The sequence below is a fragment of the Iodidimonas sp. MBR-22 genome, from assembly GCF_029946565.1.
GTDB lineage: Bacteria > Pseudomonadota > Alphaproteobacteria > Sphingomonadales > Rhodothalassiaceae > Iodidimonas > Iodidimonas nitroreducens.
The window spans coordinates 174,556-190,368 of record NZ_JARKVQ010000001.1 but is presented as its reverse complement, the minus strand read 5'-3'; the positions used below and the strand labels follow the sequence as shown (position 1 = coordinate 190,368).

Below are 15,813 nucleotides of genomic sequence, written 5' to 3'. Positions count from 1 at the left end.
CCCTGGACCATAAGGAGATCCCATGACACCGCCATCCATAGCCCACAGCCCGCATGGCGTCCAGATTGCCTATCACAAGATTGCCGGGAATGAGAACACAGCCGCCCCCAAACAACCCGAACAGAATGAGGGCGCCACCCCCGGCCTGATTTTTCTGGGCGGTTTTCGATCGGATATGACCGGCACCAAAGCGCTGGCACTGGAAGCGCACAGCATCGCTCAAAGCCAAAGCTTCATCCGTTTTGATTATCGCGGCCATGGGCAATCCTCGGGGCAATTTGACATGAACACCCTGAGCGATTGGCTGGCCGATAGCCTTTTTGTCATTGATCAATTAAGCACCGGCCCGCAGATTTTGATCGGCAGCTCGATGGGCGGCTGGCTGGCGCTTCTGGCGGCTTTGGCGCGCCCGCACCGCATCTGCGGCCTGATCCTGCTGGCCCCGGCACCCGATTTCACCGAAAAACTGATGTGGGATCACTTTTCCGAAGACATCCGACGCCAGATCATGGAACAGGGCCATTATGCCCAGCCCAGCGCCTATGACCCCGAACCCACCCTGATCACCCGCAATCTGATCGAGGATGGCCGCAAACATCTTTTGCTCGTCAAGCCCATCGATCTTACGATCCCCATCCGCCTGATCCATGGCGACCGCGACCCCGATGTGCCCTGGCAGCACAGCATCACGCTGATGGATCGCCTGACGAGCGATGATGTGGTGCTGCATCTGATCAAGAACGGCGATCATCGGCTGAGCAGCCCCGCCGATATTGCGCGCCTCAAAGCCATCACCACAGACCTCAGCGCACAATGCAGGCATCGGAATTGATCCCTAATGATCGCCATTGATCTGATTTTCGCATCCGTTCGTAAGAGCCATCAAGAGCATGAAAAGATTTTTCGCTGTAGAGCCGTGCGATTTTTCGTTAAATGGAGACAGACGTGCCCGGATATGCGGAGAGCAACGCTGACCGTTTCAGACAGACCAGAAAGCCAGTTCATCTGGCCCCGATCATGATGCGCGGCCTGTCTTCACAGAGCCGTCCGCGGCCGGATGATGCGCGCCTTGTGGCGCTGATCACGGCCATCGCCGCAGAGCGGTCGCGGGCAGCATTTGCCGAGCTTTTCCGCGCCTTTGCGCCCCGGCTCAAGGCCTATGTGATGCGCGCGGGGGCCGATGGCCGCATGGCCGAGGATGTGGTGCAGGAAGCGATGATCGCGGTCTGGCGCAAAGCCGATAGTTTCAATCCTGAAAAAGCATCGGTTTCCACATGGATCTTTACCATCGTGCGAAACAAGCGAATCGATTATCTGCGCCGGGAAGCCCGGCCCGATCTGAAGCCTTCCGATTTTCTGCATCTGGAAAATGATCAAACCCATGCCGATGACGAGATCGATGATCAGCAAACCGGAGACAGCATCCAGGAAGCGCTGGCCGGCCTGCCTTTGGAACAGGCGCAGGTTCTGGAACTCGCCTATTTCGAGGATAAATCGCATCGCGAAATCGCCGAACAACTCAATCTGCCTTTGGGCACCGTCAAATCCCGCATCCGGCTGGCGCTCGCCCGGATGAAAGGGTCGATATCGGATATGGCATCATGAATTTGAACCGTCTTTCAGATGAAGTGCTGGTGGATTATGCCTCGGGCGCAGCCCCCGAGCCGGTGGCTTTGGCCATTGCCACCCATATGAGCCTCAATGCTGAGGCCCGCCGCGATTATGAACAGATGAACCATCTGGGCGGTGCTCTTTTGATGTCGCTTGATGAAGAAGCGGTGAGCGATCATCTGCTCGATGATCTGCTGGCGCGTCTTGATGAGCCGGAAGCGGCGCAATCCCCAAGCCCCGCATTCGATGCCCAGACAAAAGCCATCGTGCCCCAGCCCCTGCTGCCCTATCTGCGGGCCTCGCTCGATGATCTGCCATGGCAGAAGGTTTATAACGGGGTTGAGGAATATCGTTTTGAAACGACCCTGCCGGGCTATAAATCCGCTTTATTGCGGATTGCACCGGGCAAGCCCATGCCGCTGCACAGCCATCGCGGGCCGGAATATACCGTGGTGCTGGATGGGGCTTATTATGATCAGGGCGTGCGCCTGGGGCGGGGTGATCTGTGTGAAGCCGATGGCCATGATCAGCATCGCCCCATCGCCGATGACAAAGATGGCTGCCTGTGCCTGATCGTGCTCGATGCGCCGATCCGGCTTTCGGGACTTTTGGGGATCGTGCTCAATCCGTTCCTGAAAAACTGAAAGGCATCCCATGTTGCGTCGTCGCTTTTTAAGCCAGGCGGCCGGGTTTGCCGCCGCCGCTCCCATCATTACCCTTCATGGCCCATCGGCTTTTGCCGATCCGGCAGGCGATGATGGCTTTTGGCTGTTTGATGACCGAAGCGCCATTCCGGCACAGATCGCTTTCGACATCATCCGCAAAGGGGATCGGATCGGCGAGCATATCATCGCTTTCACCCCCACCGAACAGGGCCTGCTGGTGGATGTGGATATTCGCATCAAGGTGAAATTTCTGTTCATCACAGCCTATTCCTATCACCACCAGATCCGCGAACACTGGGTGGGGGATCGCCTGCAATCCTATACAACCCGCACCCGGGATAATGGCAAGGATCTGGCCGCCCATGGTCAGATCATGGGGGATGATTTTGAACTGACCGATGCCACCGGGGCGGTACACCGGGTGCCCCACAACACCCTTCTCACCAGCTATTGGCATCCCGATACCCGCACGGCAAGCCGGCTCATCAACAGCCAAACCGGCGCACCAATGGATGTGCGGCTGGTGCCGGTGCAAAAGGATGATCCGCTGATCGCCCCCTGGGGCGAGGTGCGGGCCGACAAGCTGCGGGTGGAAGCCGACCGCCAATGGTATTTATGGATCGATTCCATGGGTTGTCTTTTCGATATTGCCTTCACCGGCAAGGATGGGACCGAAATCCGCTATGAACTCAAACGCCATCTCGATCCCCAAACAGCCCCGTGGATCAATGATGCCCCCCTGCTTTCCCCTTATGTGAATAATCCCATGCTGGCCCGCCAGCAAAGCAGCCCTTCAGGCCAAGGCTGAGATCACAAACAAAATTCACTGGCGGGATTCGCTGGCGGGATTCACTGGCGGGTTTCAGGGGCGGGATTCAGGGGCGGGTGGCGGCCAGTTTCTGGCGCAGGCCCCGATGCTCGGTTTCATCCAAATGAAAGCCGCGCATCAACCAGATGGCCCAGCCCTTGAAAAGGGCGGGAACAAGGGCATACATCACCGCCACCACCAACAGCGCCGAGGATGAATTGGCGGCCCCCAGCTTTTCATCGAAACCGGAAAGCCCAAGGGCAAACAGCCCCGCCGCCCCGGCCAAAGCCCATGACAGCTTGTAGATCATCGATAAAAGCGAGAAAAAAAGCCCCGCCCGCTCGGCCCCGGAATAAACCTCATCCAGATCCACCACATCCGCTGCCATCGCCGGCGGCAGGAAAAAATCGGCGCCCAAACAAAAGCCGGTGATCACAACCAAAGCCAGATAAATCTGATGATCCGCAGGGCCCAGAAAGGCCACAGGCACAAAAGCCGCCGCCGCGATCCCCATAGCCAGCATCCATGTGCGATCCTTGCCCAAGGTTTTGGATAGGCGAGTCCATAAAGGCACGCCCAGAATGCCGCATAAAAAATAGATCATGATATAAAACCCCACATCATTGGGGGCATCAAGCACCGCCTGCACATAATAGATGAATAATGTGGGCGGCAGGCCATTGGCGATCCCATTGATGAGGAAAGCCCCCGACAACCGCTTCAGGGGGCCATTGCGGGCCAGATCACGCAGATCATACCAGCTTTGCCGTGGACGATGGCCCGGCTGACGGGGATCAGGCACAAGAACAAGCGCCAGCCCCACGGTGATCGGCAGCGCAATAAGCAGGCCAATCCCCAAAAGCCTGAAAGCCGCGCCGATATCATCCCCGGCCAGATTGAGATCGCCGCCCATCGCGCTCACCGCCTGCACGAGCAGGGCCAAAGCCGCCACCGTTCCCAAAAGGGAAAAGCCTTCGCGAAAAGCCGAAATGCGCGCCCGTTGATGATAATCCCCCGAAATCGCCACCGACCAGGCATTCAGGGGCAGGGCCATCATCGTCCAACCCAGAAACAAGAGCATGGTCCATAAACCAAGGCGGATGGGCGATATGCCCGGTTCGGCAAACAGTACCATCACGATCCCCAGCATGGCCACGGGCAGGCCAGCCAAAAGCCATGGCCTGCGCCGCCCCAAAGGCAGGCGGGTGCGATCCGATAAGATGCCGATCAGGGGATCGGTGAACACATCCCAAAGCCGGGTTACGAGAACCAAAATCCCGGCAGTGGCAAATTCGATTCCTAAATGCAATTTATAATAATAGGGGAAAAAGCCGATCAGCAGCAAAAGCGCATAAAGCGGCAAGGCCGGTGCCCCATAAGCCAGCAAAAGCGAAACCGGCACCGCCGCCGATTTTTCCAAGGGAGAGGCGCGGGCTGCACCCTCCGCCGCCTTATCAGGCTCAATCGCCATCGCGAGTCAGCGCCAATTGGACGACATCGATGCTGCCACCGCGAAAGCCGCCCTCGCAATAGGCCAGATAAAAGCTCCATAAACGGCGGAACATCTCATCAAAGCCTTCGGGCAGGGCCCCGCGTTCGAATTGTTCGTTAAAGCGCAATCGCCACAAAGCAAGGGTTTGGGCATAGCTATCGGCAAAGCCCATCATGTCTTTCAACACCAGCCCGGCATGGGCCACTTCATGCTTCAAGGCCGACACGGTGGGCAGCATCCCGCCGGGGAAAATATAGGTTTGGATGAAATCGGCGCTTTTGCGATAGGCGGGGAAAAGCTTTTCATCGATGGTGATAATCTGCAATCCGGCCCGCCCACCCGGCTTCAAAACCCGATGCAGGGTTTCAAAATAAACCGGCCAATAGGCTTCGCCCACCGCTTCAAACATTTCGATCGAAACCACATGATCATAGCGGCCGGTTTCATCGCGATAATCGCGCAAAACAAATTCCACCTGATCGGATAGGCCAAGGCGGGCCATGCGATCATTGGCAAAATCGAGCTGTTCGCGGCTCAATGTGAGGCCGGTGACCCGCGCCCCGCGTTCTTTCGCCGCAATCTCGGCAAAGCCCCCCCATCCGGCCCCGATTTCAAGAATATGCTCACCCGGCTTCACATCGATCACATCGAGAAGCCTGCGATATTTGCACAATTGCGCGGCTTCCAGATCCTGTTCGCCGGCTTTGAACAGGCCCGATGAATAGGTCATGGTTTCATCGAGCCAGGGGCTGTAAAAGGCATTGCCCAGATCATAATGAAACGCGATATTCTTGCGCGCCCGGCTGCGGCTGTTGGCCCGCAATAGATGCCGCATCCGATCCAAGAGGCGCAGCGCCATTGAGCCGCGCAAATGATGGGCCATGCTTTCGCGATTGACCGAGGCAAGCGCGCAGACCGCTGCCAGATCCGGGGTTTCCCAATCGCCATCGATATAAGATCGGGCAAAGCCAAGGGCCCCGCCGGTGGCCATCCGCCCCAAAGCCCGCCAATGCAGGATATGAAAAACCGCCGCCGGGCCGGGCTCGGGTCCGGTAAACAGATGGCTGCTGCCATCGGGCAGAATGAGCCGCGCCGATCCCTTCAAAAGCTTGCCTTCAGCCAGCGCAAACAAGCGTTCCGCCCCATTGGTTTTGCTGATCAGCCAATCGAGGGGGGAATGCCCCGCCCGCTTCACCCGCTTTGCCCTGATGCCGTGATCGGTCATTTCATCCCCCCTTCATGACGATAAACCGGCGCGCCCTTGCGCCATAATCGCAGCGCTTCCCAATGTATGGCTGTGATGACTTTAAGGGTCATCAGCGGGTGCGTCACCAACCGTTTGGCCAAAACCGCATCGCACAGCTTTTCACGGCGGCCATTTTGCACGGCCAGCAGATGTTCGGTGGCATTGGAATGATCGATGGCAATCATCAAACGATCATCGGGGGGGTGGATGCGAAAACGATAGCGCCCGCTGATTGCCAGGAAAGGCGAGACATAAAACCGTTTATCACAGGCCTGTTGGACCAGCGACGCCCGCTGCTGCGGATCATCCACCGGCAAAACATAGCAATGACGCTCGCCAAAGGTATTAGACACCTGATGAATGAGGGCAACCAAAGCCCCCGCCCGATCATAGCAGAAATACACCGCCAAAGGATTGAACACATAGCCAAACAGGCGGGGAAAACACAGCAATCCGATCCGATCCGCTTCCAGCCCCTTGGCGGCAAGGCACTGCTGCGCCCAGGCTTTCAGGCCCGCGCCGCCCGCCCCTTCGTCCTTTGCCCCCGCCCCTTCGCCCTTTTCCAAAGGCACTTCACCATGATCCTTGTCATGAAAGCTGAAGAGATTGAAGCGGTTATGGGAAAATAAGCGGAGCCGTGCGGCCAGCGCGGGCAGTTCATCGAGATCGAGAAACAAGGAAAAAACGGCATAGGAAAAGCGATGCCGCACGGGGCTGAGGCGGCGATGCATCACATGACCTGTATAAAGCGCCGATTGCATCACACTGCCTCATGATAAGGTACCATGGCCCCATGATCGGGGGCCACCGCATCGGCTTTCACCCAAGGGGCATCAATACCGAAATCACGCGCCACCGCAAGAGCGGAGGCCAGCCCGTCTTCATGGAAGCCATGGCCGAAATGCGCCCCGCAAAACCACAGGCCGCCCATGCCCTGTAATTGGTGAAGCTGCTGTTGGGCCATCAGGGCTTCGCGCGAATATTGCGGATGATCATAAGCGATTTCCGCCAGAATATCGCGTGGTTCCTGATGCGGGTTCAGGGTAACAAACAGATCATGAGCCTGGTCCAGATTTTGCAGCCTGTTCATCCAATAAGTGAGCAACAGCTTTTCCCCATCGCCATCCCCCTTGCGGCTGAGATAATTCCAGCTTGCCCAGCAGCGCCGGGTGCGGGGCATCCATGTGCGATCCCGATGCAAAACCGCCCGATTGGGCACATATTGAAAGGCCGAAAGCAAGCGCTGTTCCATGGCGCTGGGGCGATCGATCACCGCCAGAGCCTGATCGGCATGGCAGGCCAGCACGGCACTGTCATAGCGTTCAGGGGCGCAGCCCTCGGCCTTCACCCATACGCCATCTTCATTGCGGGCAATATTTAAAACCCGCGCGCCTTTGCGGGTTTCTCCTTTGAAAGCGGCATTCAGGGCCGCCACATAAACCCGGCTGCCCCCGGCGATCGTCCGCCAGCGGGGGCGATTTCTGAGCTTGAACAAGCCATGATTTTCAAAAAAGCGCACAAAGCTGGCTGCCGGAAAATCCAGCACCTGCTCGATGGGGGTAGACCAGATCGCCGCCGCCATCGGCAGAATATGGCCCCGGGTGAGGCCCGCCGAACAGCCAAAGCGCACCAACAGATCATGCAGGGTCATATGGCTTAAATCATGGCTTTGGGAAAAAGCGATGATCTGCCGATAAAACTGCACGATATCCATCAGCATCCGCCAATGGCCGGGGCGCAACAGATTCCGCCGCTGAGCAAACAGGCCCGATAATCCCTGCCCGCTATATTCCATCCGGCCATTATCGAGGGACACGGCAAAAGACATATCCGAAGGCTGGCTGGCCACCTGCAAATGATCGAGAAGAGCCGTGAAATGGGGATAATTATGATCATTGAACACGATAAAGCCGGTATCCACCGGCTGTTCGCGCCCATCCATACTCACATCAAGGGTATTGGCATGGCCGCCAATCCGCTGATCCTGCTCATAAAGCACCACATCATGGCGATCCGATAACAACCATGCGGCGGCCGCCCCGGAAATGCCCGCACCAATCACCGCAATGCGGCCACGGGGAAATAAATCATCCGGGCTTGGCGGTTTCGATGCCAAAAAGCGTGAGGAGATCATAAGCCTGTTTTCACTTTCTCATAACCCGCCAGCGCCCGGGCCCGGGCCTTGCGATGATCGATCATGGGATGGGGATAGCTTTGCCCCAAAGAAACACCAGCCGCCTGCAGGATCATCGGCGGGGCTTCCCAGGGGGCATGGATATGCTCGGCAGGCAGATCGGCCAGTTCGGGCACATAGCGGCGCACATAATGGCCTTCGGGATCAAAGCGCTGGCCTTGCGTGATGGGATTGAAAATACGGAAATAAGGCGAGGCATCAGGGCCCGACCCCGCCACCCATTGCCAGCCCATGCTGTTATTGGCGAGGTCCGCATCCACCAATGTATCCCAAAACCAGCGTTCTCCCTGTCGCCAATCGATCATCAGATGCTTGATCAAAAAGCTGGCCGTGATCATCCGCACCCGATTATGCATGAAGCCCGTGTGCCATAGTTCGCGCATCCCGGCATCGACGATGGGATAGCCGGTTTGGCCCCGCTGCCACGCACGTAAATGATCCTCATTCTCGCCCCAGGGAAAGGATTGAAATTGCGGCCGCATCGGCTGATCGGGCAGATCGGGGATCATTGCCAGCAGATGACCGGCAAAATCCCGCCAGCCCACTTCCCGCAGAAAGGCCCAAACGCCTTTTTCCACGCTCCCGGCGCGATCAGTATCCGCCCGCGCACAGGCCATCTGCGCCCGATGCCAGATCTGGCGCGGGCTGATTTCACCGAAATGCAGATGCGGCGATAAGGATGAAGTGAAGGCTTCAGCCGGAAAATCCCGCCCGTTTTTGTAATTAGCCACCGCATCATCAAGAAAATCATCAAGACGGGCCGCCGCCGCATCTTCGCCAATGCCATAAGAATGAAGCCAGCGCTGGCTAAGGCCCGCTGCCCAATCCACCTGAGGCAACAAGGATAAATCCTTCAGATCAAGGCTTGAAAGCCCATCACTTGGGGGGGCAAACACCCCTGATCGGGGCGCGGGTAAAGGCGCATCGGGTTCCGGCGCTTTCAAAACGGCTTTCCAGAATTGGCTGAACACCTTATAGCCGCCGCCCTGCTGGGTGCGGATGCTGCCCGGCGGATGCAAAAAAGCCCCATCATGAAGTATCAGGGGCACCGGCAGGGATTTTGCCAGTTGATGATCCAAAGCGCGGGCATAAGGCTCGATCATGCGGGTGGCATGAAGGGCGGTGGCCCCGCTTTGCGCCACCAGTTCCATCAGTTGCGCGCCGGGGTCGCCCTGGCGCAAAATCAATCGGCCGCCGCGCTTTTCCAGATCACGGCCAAGGCTTTCCAGGCTGTGATGAAGCCACCAGCGGCTGGCCGACCCCATGGCCCAACCGCTGCCATCGGGCTGGTTTTGATCCCATAGATAAACGGCGATCACCGGCCCGCCCTGGGCCACGGCCTGATCAATGGCCGCCTGCAAAGCCGGATGATCAGACAGGCGCAAATCCTGCCGGAACCACAAAAGAACAGGTCGATCCTGTTTCATATCACCCTTGAATTATCTTTCGAGCCGATGAGGCTTTGCTTATTATGAAGCATTACGCGCCAAAGAGCGCCCAAGATCACCGGATTTGAAAAGATGCTGCAGCCGCGATTGAAAGCCGAGCTTTGGGTGAAAGCCCATATCCGCCGCTGTCAGGTGGCGGGGCTGGATGCCTTTTTGCGCCATCGCGGGGATCAGGATGCAGGTACGGTTTTATTGAAAATCAATGGGCTGGAGCGCGGCTCGATGCTTTTGGAGCCGATCATCGCCATGGATGGGGGCCGGGCCTGGATGAAATCGAGCGGCCCCCTGCCCGCAGATGATGCGCTGATCGAAGGCATGATCGAAAAACGCCTGCAGCGCGATAGCGATCTGTGGGTTCTGGAAATCGAAGACCCAAAAGATCGCCATCAACTGGATGATCCGATCCTTTAGGGTTTCCGGCGGTTTCTGCCTTCAATGACGGAAATGGCGCATCCCGGTCAAAACCATGGCAAGGCCCGCTTCATCGGCGGCCTTGATCACCTCATCATCGCGCATCGAGCCGCCGGGCTGGATCACCGCTGTTGCCCCCGCATCCGCTGCGGCCAAAAGGCCATCGGCAAAAGGGAAAAAGGCATCGGATGCCACCACCGATCCCGCCGCCCATGTTTCCTGATCCCCTGCCGCTTCGGCGGCTTCGGCGGCGCGGATGGCCGCGATCCGGCTGGAATCCCGGCGGTTCATCTGGCCCGCGCCAATCCCCACCGTCATCCCATTGCGGGCATAGACGATGGCATTGGATTTCACGTGCTTTGCCACCGTGAAGGCAAAAAGCAGATCATCGATTTCCGCATCGGTCGGCGCCCGCTTTGTCACGACCTTCAGATCCTTTGCAGTGATCATCCCGCGATCATGATCCTGCAATAAAAAGCCGCCCGAAATCTGCCGCCATGTCATCATCGGCTGTTTGGGATCGATCAGACCTTCGCTGAGCAAAAGCCGCACATTCTTCTTGCTGGCCAGAATTTCACGGGCTTCATCGCTGATAGCCGGGGCGATCACCACTTCGGTAAAGACCTTGACAATTTCGCTCGCCGTTTCCGCATCAAGACGATGATTAAGCGCCACGATGCCGCCAAAAGCGCTGACCGGATCACAGCTCAGGGCTTTCAGATAGGCTTCATGCGTCGTGCGGCCCATGGCCACCCCACAAGGATTGGCATGTTTGATGATCGCCACCGCCGGTTCGGCACGGCTCAATTCGCTCACCAGCAGAAAGGCGGCATCGGTATCATTAAGATTATTATAGCTCAATTCCTTGCCCTGAAGCTGCCGGGCGGTGGCAATGCCGGGCCGGGGATCGGCAGGGTTGCGATAAAGGGCGGCTTTCTGATGGGGATTTTCACCATAGCGCAAAACGCCAGACAGGCTGGCCGAAAGGGTTTGACGTTGGGGAAAAAGCTGATCCGTTTGCTGGGCAAACCATGTGGCAATGGCCGCATCATAGGCCGCCGTGCGGGCAAAAGCCGCCGCTGCCAAACGCCGCCTGAGCGCAAGGGTGGTGCCGCCTTCCTGATCGGCCAGTTCATCGAGAAGATCATCATAATCAGCCACATCCGTGACCACGGTCACGGCCTGATGGTTTTTCGCCGCCGAACGGATCATCGCCGGGCCGCCGATATCGATATTTTCGATGCACACTTCAAAGGATGCGCCCTTCTCCACCGTCGCTTCAAAGGGATAGAGATTGATCACCAGCAGATCGATGGGCTCGATGCCATGGGCATCCATGGCGGCGCGATGGGTGGCATCATCACGCACGCCCAAAAGCCCGCCATGCACGCGTGGATGCAGGGTTTTTACCCGGCCATCGAGCATTTCGGGAAAGCCGGTATAATCGGCCACTTCGGTGACAGCGATGCCGGCATCACGGAGATTTTTCGCCGATCCCCCGGTCGATAAAATCACCACGCCCCGCGCCGCCAGTGCCTGCCCTAATTCGATCAGCCGGGATTTATCGGAGACTGAAATAAGCGCCCGGCGAATGGGAATGATATCATTCATGATGGAAATCCTTATGGGATCATGGCCTGCTGGAAAGGGTTGGATCAGGGGGGGTGAGGCTTTTATCGCTGGGCGGACGGGCCGCGCTCAATCGCTCGAAACGCCAATGAACCGGGCGGCCAGCAGCCCCCTTTGCCACCCCTTGGCCACCAAAACGACCGGTGATGACGATCTGCTGACAGCGCACCGGGCGGCCCGCCTCCATATAAACGCTTTCTTCCAAAATCAGTTCGGCATCGAGATCATCGACAGCAAGATCAGCGGCAGCAAGATCAGCGGCAGCAAGATCAGCGGGATTGAGATGAAACAACCAGCCATGACGATGGGATAAGCGCAATAAAACCGCCCGCCCCCCTTGGGTGATCGATGCGCTGACAGCCGGATGCAGATGAAAGCGGATATGAAAGGGCAATCCCGCCCGGGGCAGGCGGCCATGGGCCACGCACAAATCCGTTCCATCCAGCCGATCCCCCCGGCGGCTAAGGCTAAGGCGGCGCTGATGATCCACCTTCAGGCGGCGGCGATAGCCATCATGGCGGGCGGTGATGCTCAGGGCATCGGGCTGTTCCACCCGCTCCAATTCGATATGGCTCACCCCTTCGCCCAGATGATCATTGCGGATGCGGGTGGAATTTTTATCCATCAAAATCAAGGTCGAATGAGCCGCGGTGGTGCGCACCAAAGCCGCCAGATCGGCGGCATAGGGATCGGTGCGTTCATCGCCCCCTTGATCCGCCGATTTGTGGGATAAAGGCGCGCGCGCCACCGGACCGATATTAACCACCAAAGGATCAGGGCCATCCGCCAGTTCAAAAGACAGCGTCCCGGCATGGGCCCCATGGCTCATGGCCATGGGGGCGGCGGGCATGGCATCGAAAATCACCAGCGTTTGCCGCGCATTAAGGCGCATCAGGCCGGTATAGGGGGCATTGGACAGCGCCCGGCCATGGGCTGCCGATTGCGCCAAAACCAGATCGATCAGTTCGGGCGGCTCGCCCCCGGCCCCATTGATATGCGTCAGGCGGCCATCGGCATGGCGCAGGGCGCGCAAAAAAGGCCCCATGCGATCAAGGCATTGTTGCAGATAGGCCGGGCTTTCTTCCTGCCGATCATCATAGCCATGGCGCAAGATCACCAGCAGCTTCATCACCGCCAGAAGATCTTCAGGCATCCGGCTGATCGGGCCACCATCGGCCAGCACGAACCGATCCAGCACCCGGCGCAACGCGGCCTCGCCCCTGAGCCGCCACGCTTTGCCATGGGGCAGATAAAGCCCGCACAAGATCAGGCCTGAGGCCGCATGAACACGGGGCAGGCCATCGGCGCTATCCCCCAAAACCCGCATCAGATGCCGTGCCTGACGCGCCATGCTGTTGAGCACCGCGCTGCGATAGACCAGATCATGGCTCGATAAAATGAGGGGGGCATGGATCAGCCAGTGGCGCAGGCGTTCGGCCAATAAAGGGGCAGACCAGGCCTCCGAGTGATAGCGGCCAAAAGCATCCAGCCAGCCGCGCATCAAAAGCTCGGCCACCACCCGGGCGCGCTTTTGATCCTTGATCATCGCCAGATCCGCCAGCCATGAAAAGCCCAAAGCCTTGTGCGATAAAGCCGGACTCCGCGCCGCCCGGCGCCAGAAATCCGGCTGCTCGATCCCCAGCCGGGCCCCCTGCCGACCCCCATGGGCGATCAAAACACCTTCATGCAAAGCGGCACCGGCTGTGGCATCGCCGGGAAAGGGATCCACGGGGCACCCCAACAGCTTCAAGGGGTGCCGCCCCCGCAACCGCCAATCATAAAAGCGGCTGGCATAGGCTTTCTGGCGCACGGCCCGCCACAGGCGCGCCCCCAGATCATCGAACAATCCGGGCGAAGGCATCCGCACCAGATGGCGCTGTTCGCGCAGCATCTCTTTATCTGGGGCCAACGTTCTATCAGAAGTTTTTGCAGGCGAAGATAGAGGCGCGGCCCCGGCCACCGGCTTGGCTGCGGACGGCCCGGAAGAGGGATGTGGAGGGGGATTTGAAGACGGTGAGACAGCCATATGCACAAACGCCTTTTCCATCATGAAAGCCCACAGTCCGCGTTCATCGCGTGTTCCGATCCCGGCTCAGAGATGCGCCCGCAATGCGGCAAGATTATCACGATAAGCCGCCGCCCCGCCCTCGAAACTCGCAGTGCCCGCCACCAGAATATTGGCCCCGGCCTGCCGCGCCAGCGGGGCCGTGCTCCGGGTGATACCGCCATCCACTTCCAGATCGATGACCCGCCCGCTGGCATCGATCATGCGCCGGATCTCGGCGATCTTGTCAATCTGGCTATCGAGAAAGGATTGGCCGCCAAATCCGGGGTTCACCGTCATCACCAAAATCAGATCCACCAGATCCATCACATGGGCAATCGCCGATATCGGGGTTGCGGGATTGAGGGACACCCCCGCCCGCTTGCCCAAAGCGCGGATGCTTTGCAGGCTGCGATGCAGATGCGGCCCGGCTTCGGGATGGATGGTGATGATATCGGCCCCGGCCAGCGCAAAGGCTTCCAGAAAAGGATCGGCGGGGCAGATCATCAGATGCACATCGAACGGCTTCTGGCTATGGGGGCGCAAGGCTTTCACGATGGCCGGGCCGATGGTGATATTGGGCACGAAATGGCCATCCATCACATCGATATGGATATAATCGGCCCCGGCTTCATCGATGGCGCGCACTTCTTCCCCCAAACGGGCGAAATCGGCAGACAGGATGGACGGGGCAATCTGAATATCGGTGTTCATAGTCTGCTCGTTATCAGTTTATTAAACTTTGCTCAATCTTTCTAGAGCATTTTCCGATCAAAGTGGATCGGATCAAATGCTCTAAATATTTGTTTGATCGCGATTTCCTGGCCGCGTCATGATTCCACTCCGCTCGAAATCGCTCTATGGACCTGTCTTTTGCAGGCGGGCAATGAAAAAACCATCCATGCCGCCACGCGCCGCCCAATGATCGGGCCGGGTGCGCACATCCCCCGCATCATTGATTGCCTGTGAAAGGCCGGGCAGCTCTTCCGCCCGGATCGGCAGCCTGCGAAAATCGCCATGGCGGGTGAGAAAATCGCGCACCTGATCCTCACCTTCTTCGGGCTCCAAAGAACACACGCAATAAAGGATCACCCCATCGGGGGCGAGGATGGATGCCACATGATCAAGAATGCGCTTTTGCAGATCCACCAGCTTATGAATATCCGCCGGGCCCTTCAGCCAGCCGATATCGGGATGGCGGCGCAAAGTGCCGGTGGAGGAACAGGGCGCATCCAAAAGCACGGCTGCGGGCGGATGATCGGGGATAAAGCTTGTGGCATCGGCCACGGCAATCTCGGCCGCAAGGCCGGTGCGCGCCAGATTTTGCCGCAACAAGCCTAGCCGCCGGGCGGATCGATCAATCGCCAGAAGATCGGCGGGCTTGGCGCCTGCCGCCGCGCGCGCCGCCAATTGCAGGGTTTTTCCACCCGGCGCGGCACATAAATCAATCGCCGGGCCGGGGGGCAAAAGCCGGGCGGGCAGGGATGCCGCCACATCCTGCACCCAGAAACGCCCGGCATCAAAGCCCGGCAGGCCGGTGACATCGGTGCTCTGTGCCAATCTGATGCTGGAAAAAGACCCTGCATCCTCATCAGCCATCAGCGCGATCGGGGTGGCGGCATGACCGGCACCCACCCATTCCGCGCATAAAGCCGGGCCATCGACGGGATTGCGCAGGCTGAGATCAAGGGGGGGTTCGGCCACCAGAATACGGGCCATGGCGGCAAGGGCTGCATCGCCATAAGCCTGCCGCCAGCGATAAGCAAGCCAGGGCGGCAGAACAAGAGCGGGATCCGCTTCAAGCCGCGCCAGAATATCAGGGCGTTCGCGCGCTGCCCTGCGCAAAAGCGCATTCACCACCGGCTTCATGCCGCGATCCGCCCGGTGTTTTGATCCGCCGATCAAAGCGACGCTGCAATCCACCGCCGCATGATCGGCCACATCCATGAACAAAAGCTGAGCCAGACCGGCGCGCAAAACCAGATCGGCATAGCGGCATTTTTCGGGCACCCCTTCGGTTAGAAAATCATCGAGAAGATGATCGATGAAACCAAGATAACGCAGGGTGCGGGTGGCAATCATCCGGGCAAATGCGCGATCAAGACCACCCATCGGCCATGTTTTCAATGCCGCATCAACCGCAAGATCAAGGGTTTGACGGCGGTTCAATACATGATCGAGGATGGCGAGCGCCAATCGGCGCGGAGCGAGGCTGTCTTGCATGGCGGCGGACTATGATGGAAAGCCGCACCGATTGCCAGAGTC

General features: G+C 58.6%; 14 protein-coding genes. 5 read left to right on the top strand and 9 right to left on the bottom strand.

The window, feature by feature from the left end; translation table 11 throughout:
* The first annotated feature begins 22 nt into the window (after nt 1–22).
* The 4 genes from QK300_RS00905 (at nt 23) to QK300_RS00890 (ending at nt 3,084) form a co-directional block, all read left to right on the top strand.
* A complete protein-coding gene (locus tag QK300_RS00905) occupies nt 23–832 on the top strand; it encodes an alpha/beta hydrolase (RefSeq protein WP_281299855.1) in 810 nt (269 codons plus the stop codon).
* Nucleotides 833–1,017: 185 nt separating this feature from the next.
* Nucleotides 1,018–1,605 carry a sigma-70 family RNA polymerase sigma factor gene (locus QK300_RS00900; protein ID WP_281299856.1) on the top strand — a complete coding sequence of 196 codons (588 nt, stop codon included), beginning with the start codon at nt 1,018–1,020 and terminating at the stop codon, nt 1,603–1,605.
* Complete coding sequence (locus QK300_RS00895) at nt 1,602–2,255, top strand: ChrR family anti-sigma-E factor (RefSeq protein ID WP_281299857.1); 654 nt, start codon at nt 1,602–1,604, stop codon at nt 2,253–2,255. Before QK300_RS00900 ends, QK300_RS00895 begins: the two co-directional genes overlap by 4 nt.
* Before the next feature lie 10 nt (nt 2,256–2,265).
* Nucleotides 2,266–3,084, top strand: a complete 819-nt coding sequence (locus QK300_RS00890; protein WP_281299858.1) for a DUF6134 family protein — start codon at nt 2,266–2,268, stop codon at nt 3,082–3,084.
* Between the two features lie 67 nt (nt 3,085–3,151).
* Here the strand turns inward: QK300_RS00890 and QK300_RS00885 are convergent, their stop codons facing one another.
* From QK300_RS00885 to QK300_RS00865, 5 genes are read right to left on the bottom strand one after another with little or no spacing between them, the layout of a single operon-like run.
* The gene (locus QK300_RS00885; protein ID WP_281299859.1) at nt 3,152–4,555 is read right to left on the bottom strand and encodes an MFS transporter; all 1,404 of its coding nucleotides are present in this window, start codon (nt 4,553–4,555) and stop codon (nt 3,152–3,154) included.
* Nucleotides 4,545–5,801: a cyclopropane-fatty-acyl-phospholipid synthase family protein gene (locus QK300_RS00880; protein WP_281299860.1), complete on the bottom strand. Its 1,257-nt coding sequence runs from the start codon at nt 5,799–5,801 to the stop codon at nt 4,545–4,547. Before QK300_RS00880 ends, QK300_RS00885 begins: the two co-directional genes overlap by 11 nt.
* Nucleotides 5,798–6,583, bottom strand: coding sequence for a DUF1365 domain-containing protein (locus tag QK300_RS00875; RefSeq protein ID WP_281299861.1), 786 nt, complete (start codon nt 6,581–6,583; stop codon nt 5,798–5,800). Before QK300_RS00875 ends, QK300_RS00880 begins: the two co-directional genes overlap by 4 nt.
* Nucleotides 6,583–7,956 (bottom strand): FAD-dependent oxidoreductase, encoded by a 1,374-nt coding sequence (locus QK300_RS00870; RefSeq protein WP_281299862.1) that lies wholly within the window; start codon nt 7,954–7,956, stop codon nt 6,583–6,585. The genes QK300_RS00875 and QK300_RS00870 overlap by 1 nt, the downstream gene beginning before the upstream one ends.
* The gene (locus tag QK300_RS00865) at nt 7,953–9,443 is read right to left on the bottom strand and encodes a deoxyribodipyrimidine photo-lyase (RefSeq protein WP_281299863.1); all 1,491 of its coding nucleotides are present in this window, start codon (nt 9,441–9,443) and stop codon (nt 7,953–7,955) included. The genes QK300_RS00870 and QK300_RS00865 overlap by 4 nt, the downstream gene beginning before the upstream one ends.
* A 93-nt stretch (nt 9,444–9,536) precedes the next feature.
* Between QK300_RS00865 and QK300_RS00860 the strand changes: the two genes are divergently transcribed.
* On the top strand, nt 9,537–9,875 hold the full coding sequence (locus QK300_RS00860) for a DUF1491 family protein (protein ID WP_281299864.1): 339 nt from the start codon (nt 9,537–9,539) through the stop codon (nt 9,873–9,875).
* A gap of 21 nt (nt 9,876–9,896) precedes the next feature.
* Here QK300_RS00860 and purH read toward each other — a convergent pair whose 3' ends face one another.
* The 4 genes from purH to QK300_RS00840 all read right to left on the bottom strand — a co-directional run bounded on the left by purH (nt 9,897) and on the right by QK300_RS00840 (nt 15,771).
* On the bottom strand, nt 9,897–11,486 hold the full coding sequence (purH, locus tag QK300_RS00855; protein ID WP_281299865.1) for a bifunctional phosphoribosylaminoimidazolecarboxamide formyltransferase/IMP cyclohydrolase: 1,590 nt from the start codon (nt 11,484–11,486) through the stop codon (nt 9,897–9,899).
* Nucleotides 11,487–11,505: 19 nt separating this feature from the next.
* A complete protein-coding gene (locus QK300_RS00850) occupies nt 11,506–13,395 on the bottom strand; it encodes a heparinase II/III family protein (protein ID WP_281299866.1) in 1,890 nt (629 codons plus the stop codon).
* Between the two features lie 201 nt (nt 13,396–13,596).
* Nucleotides 13,597–14,262, bottom strand: coding sequence for a ribulose-phosphate 3-epimerase (rpe, locus tag QK300_RS00845; protein ID WP_281299867.1), 666 nt, complete (start codon nt 14,260–14,262; stop codon nt 13,597–13,599).
* Between the two features lie 144 nt (nt 14,263–14,406).
* A complete protein-coding gene (locus QK300_RS00840) occupies nt 14,407–15,771 on the bottom strand; it encodes a transcription antitermination factor NusB (RefSeq protein ID WP_281299868.1) in 1,365 nt (454 codons plus the stop codon).
* Between the last annotated feature and the right edge of the window lie 42 nt (nt 15,772–15,813).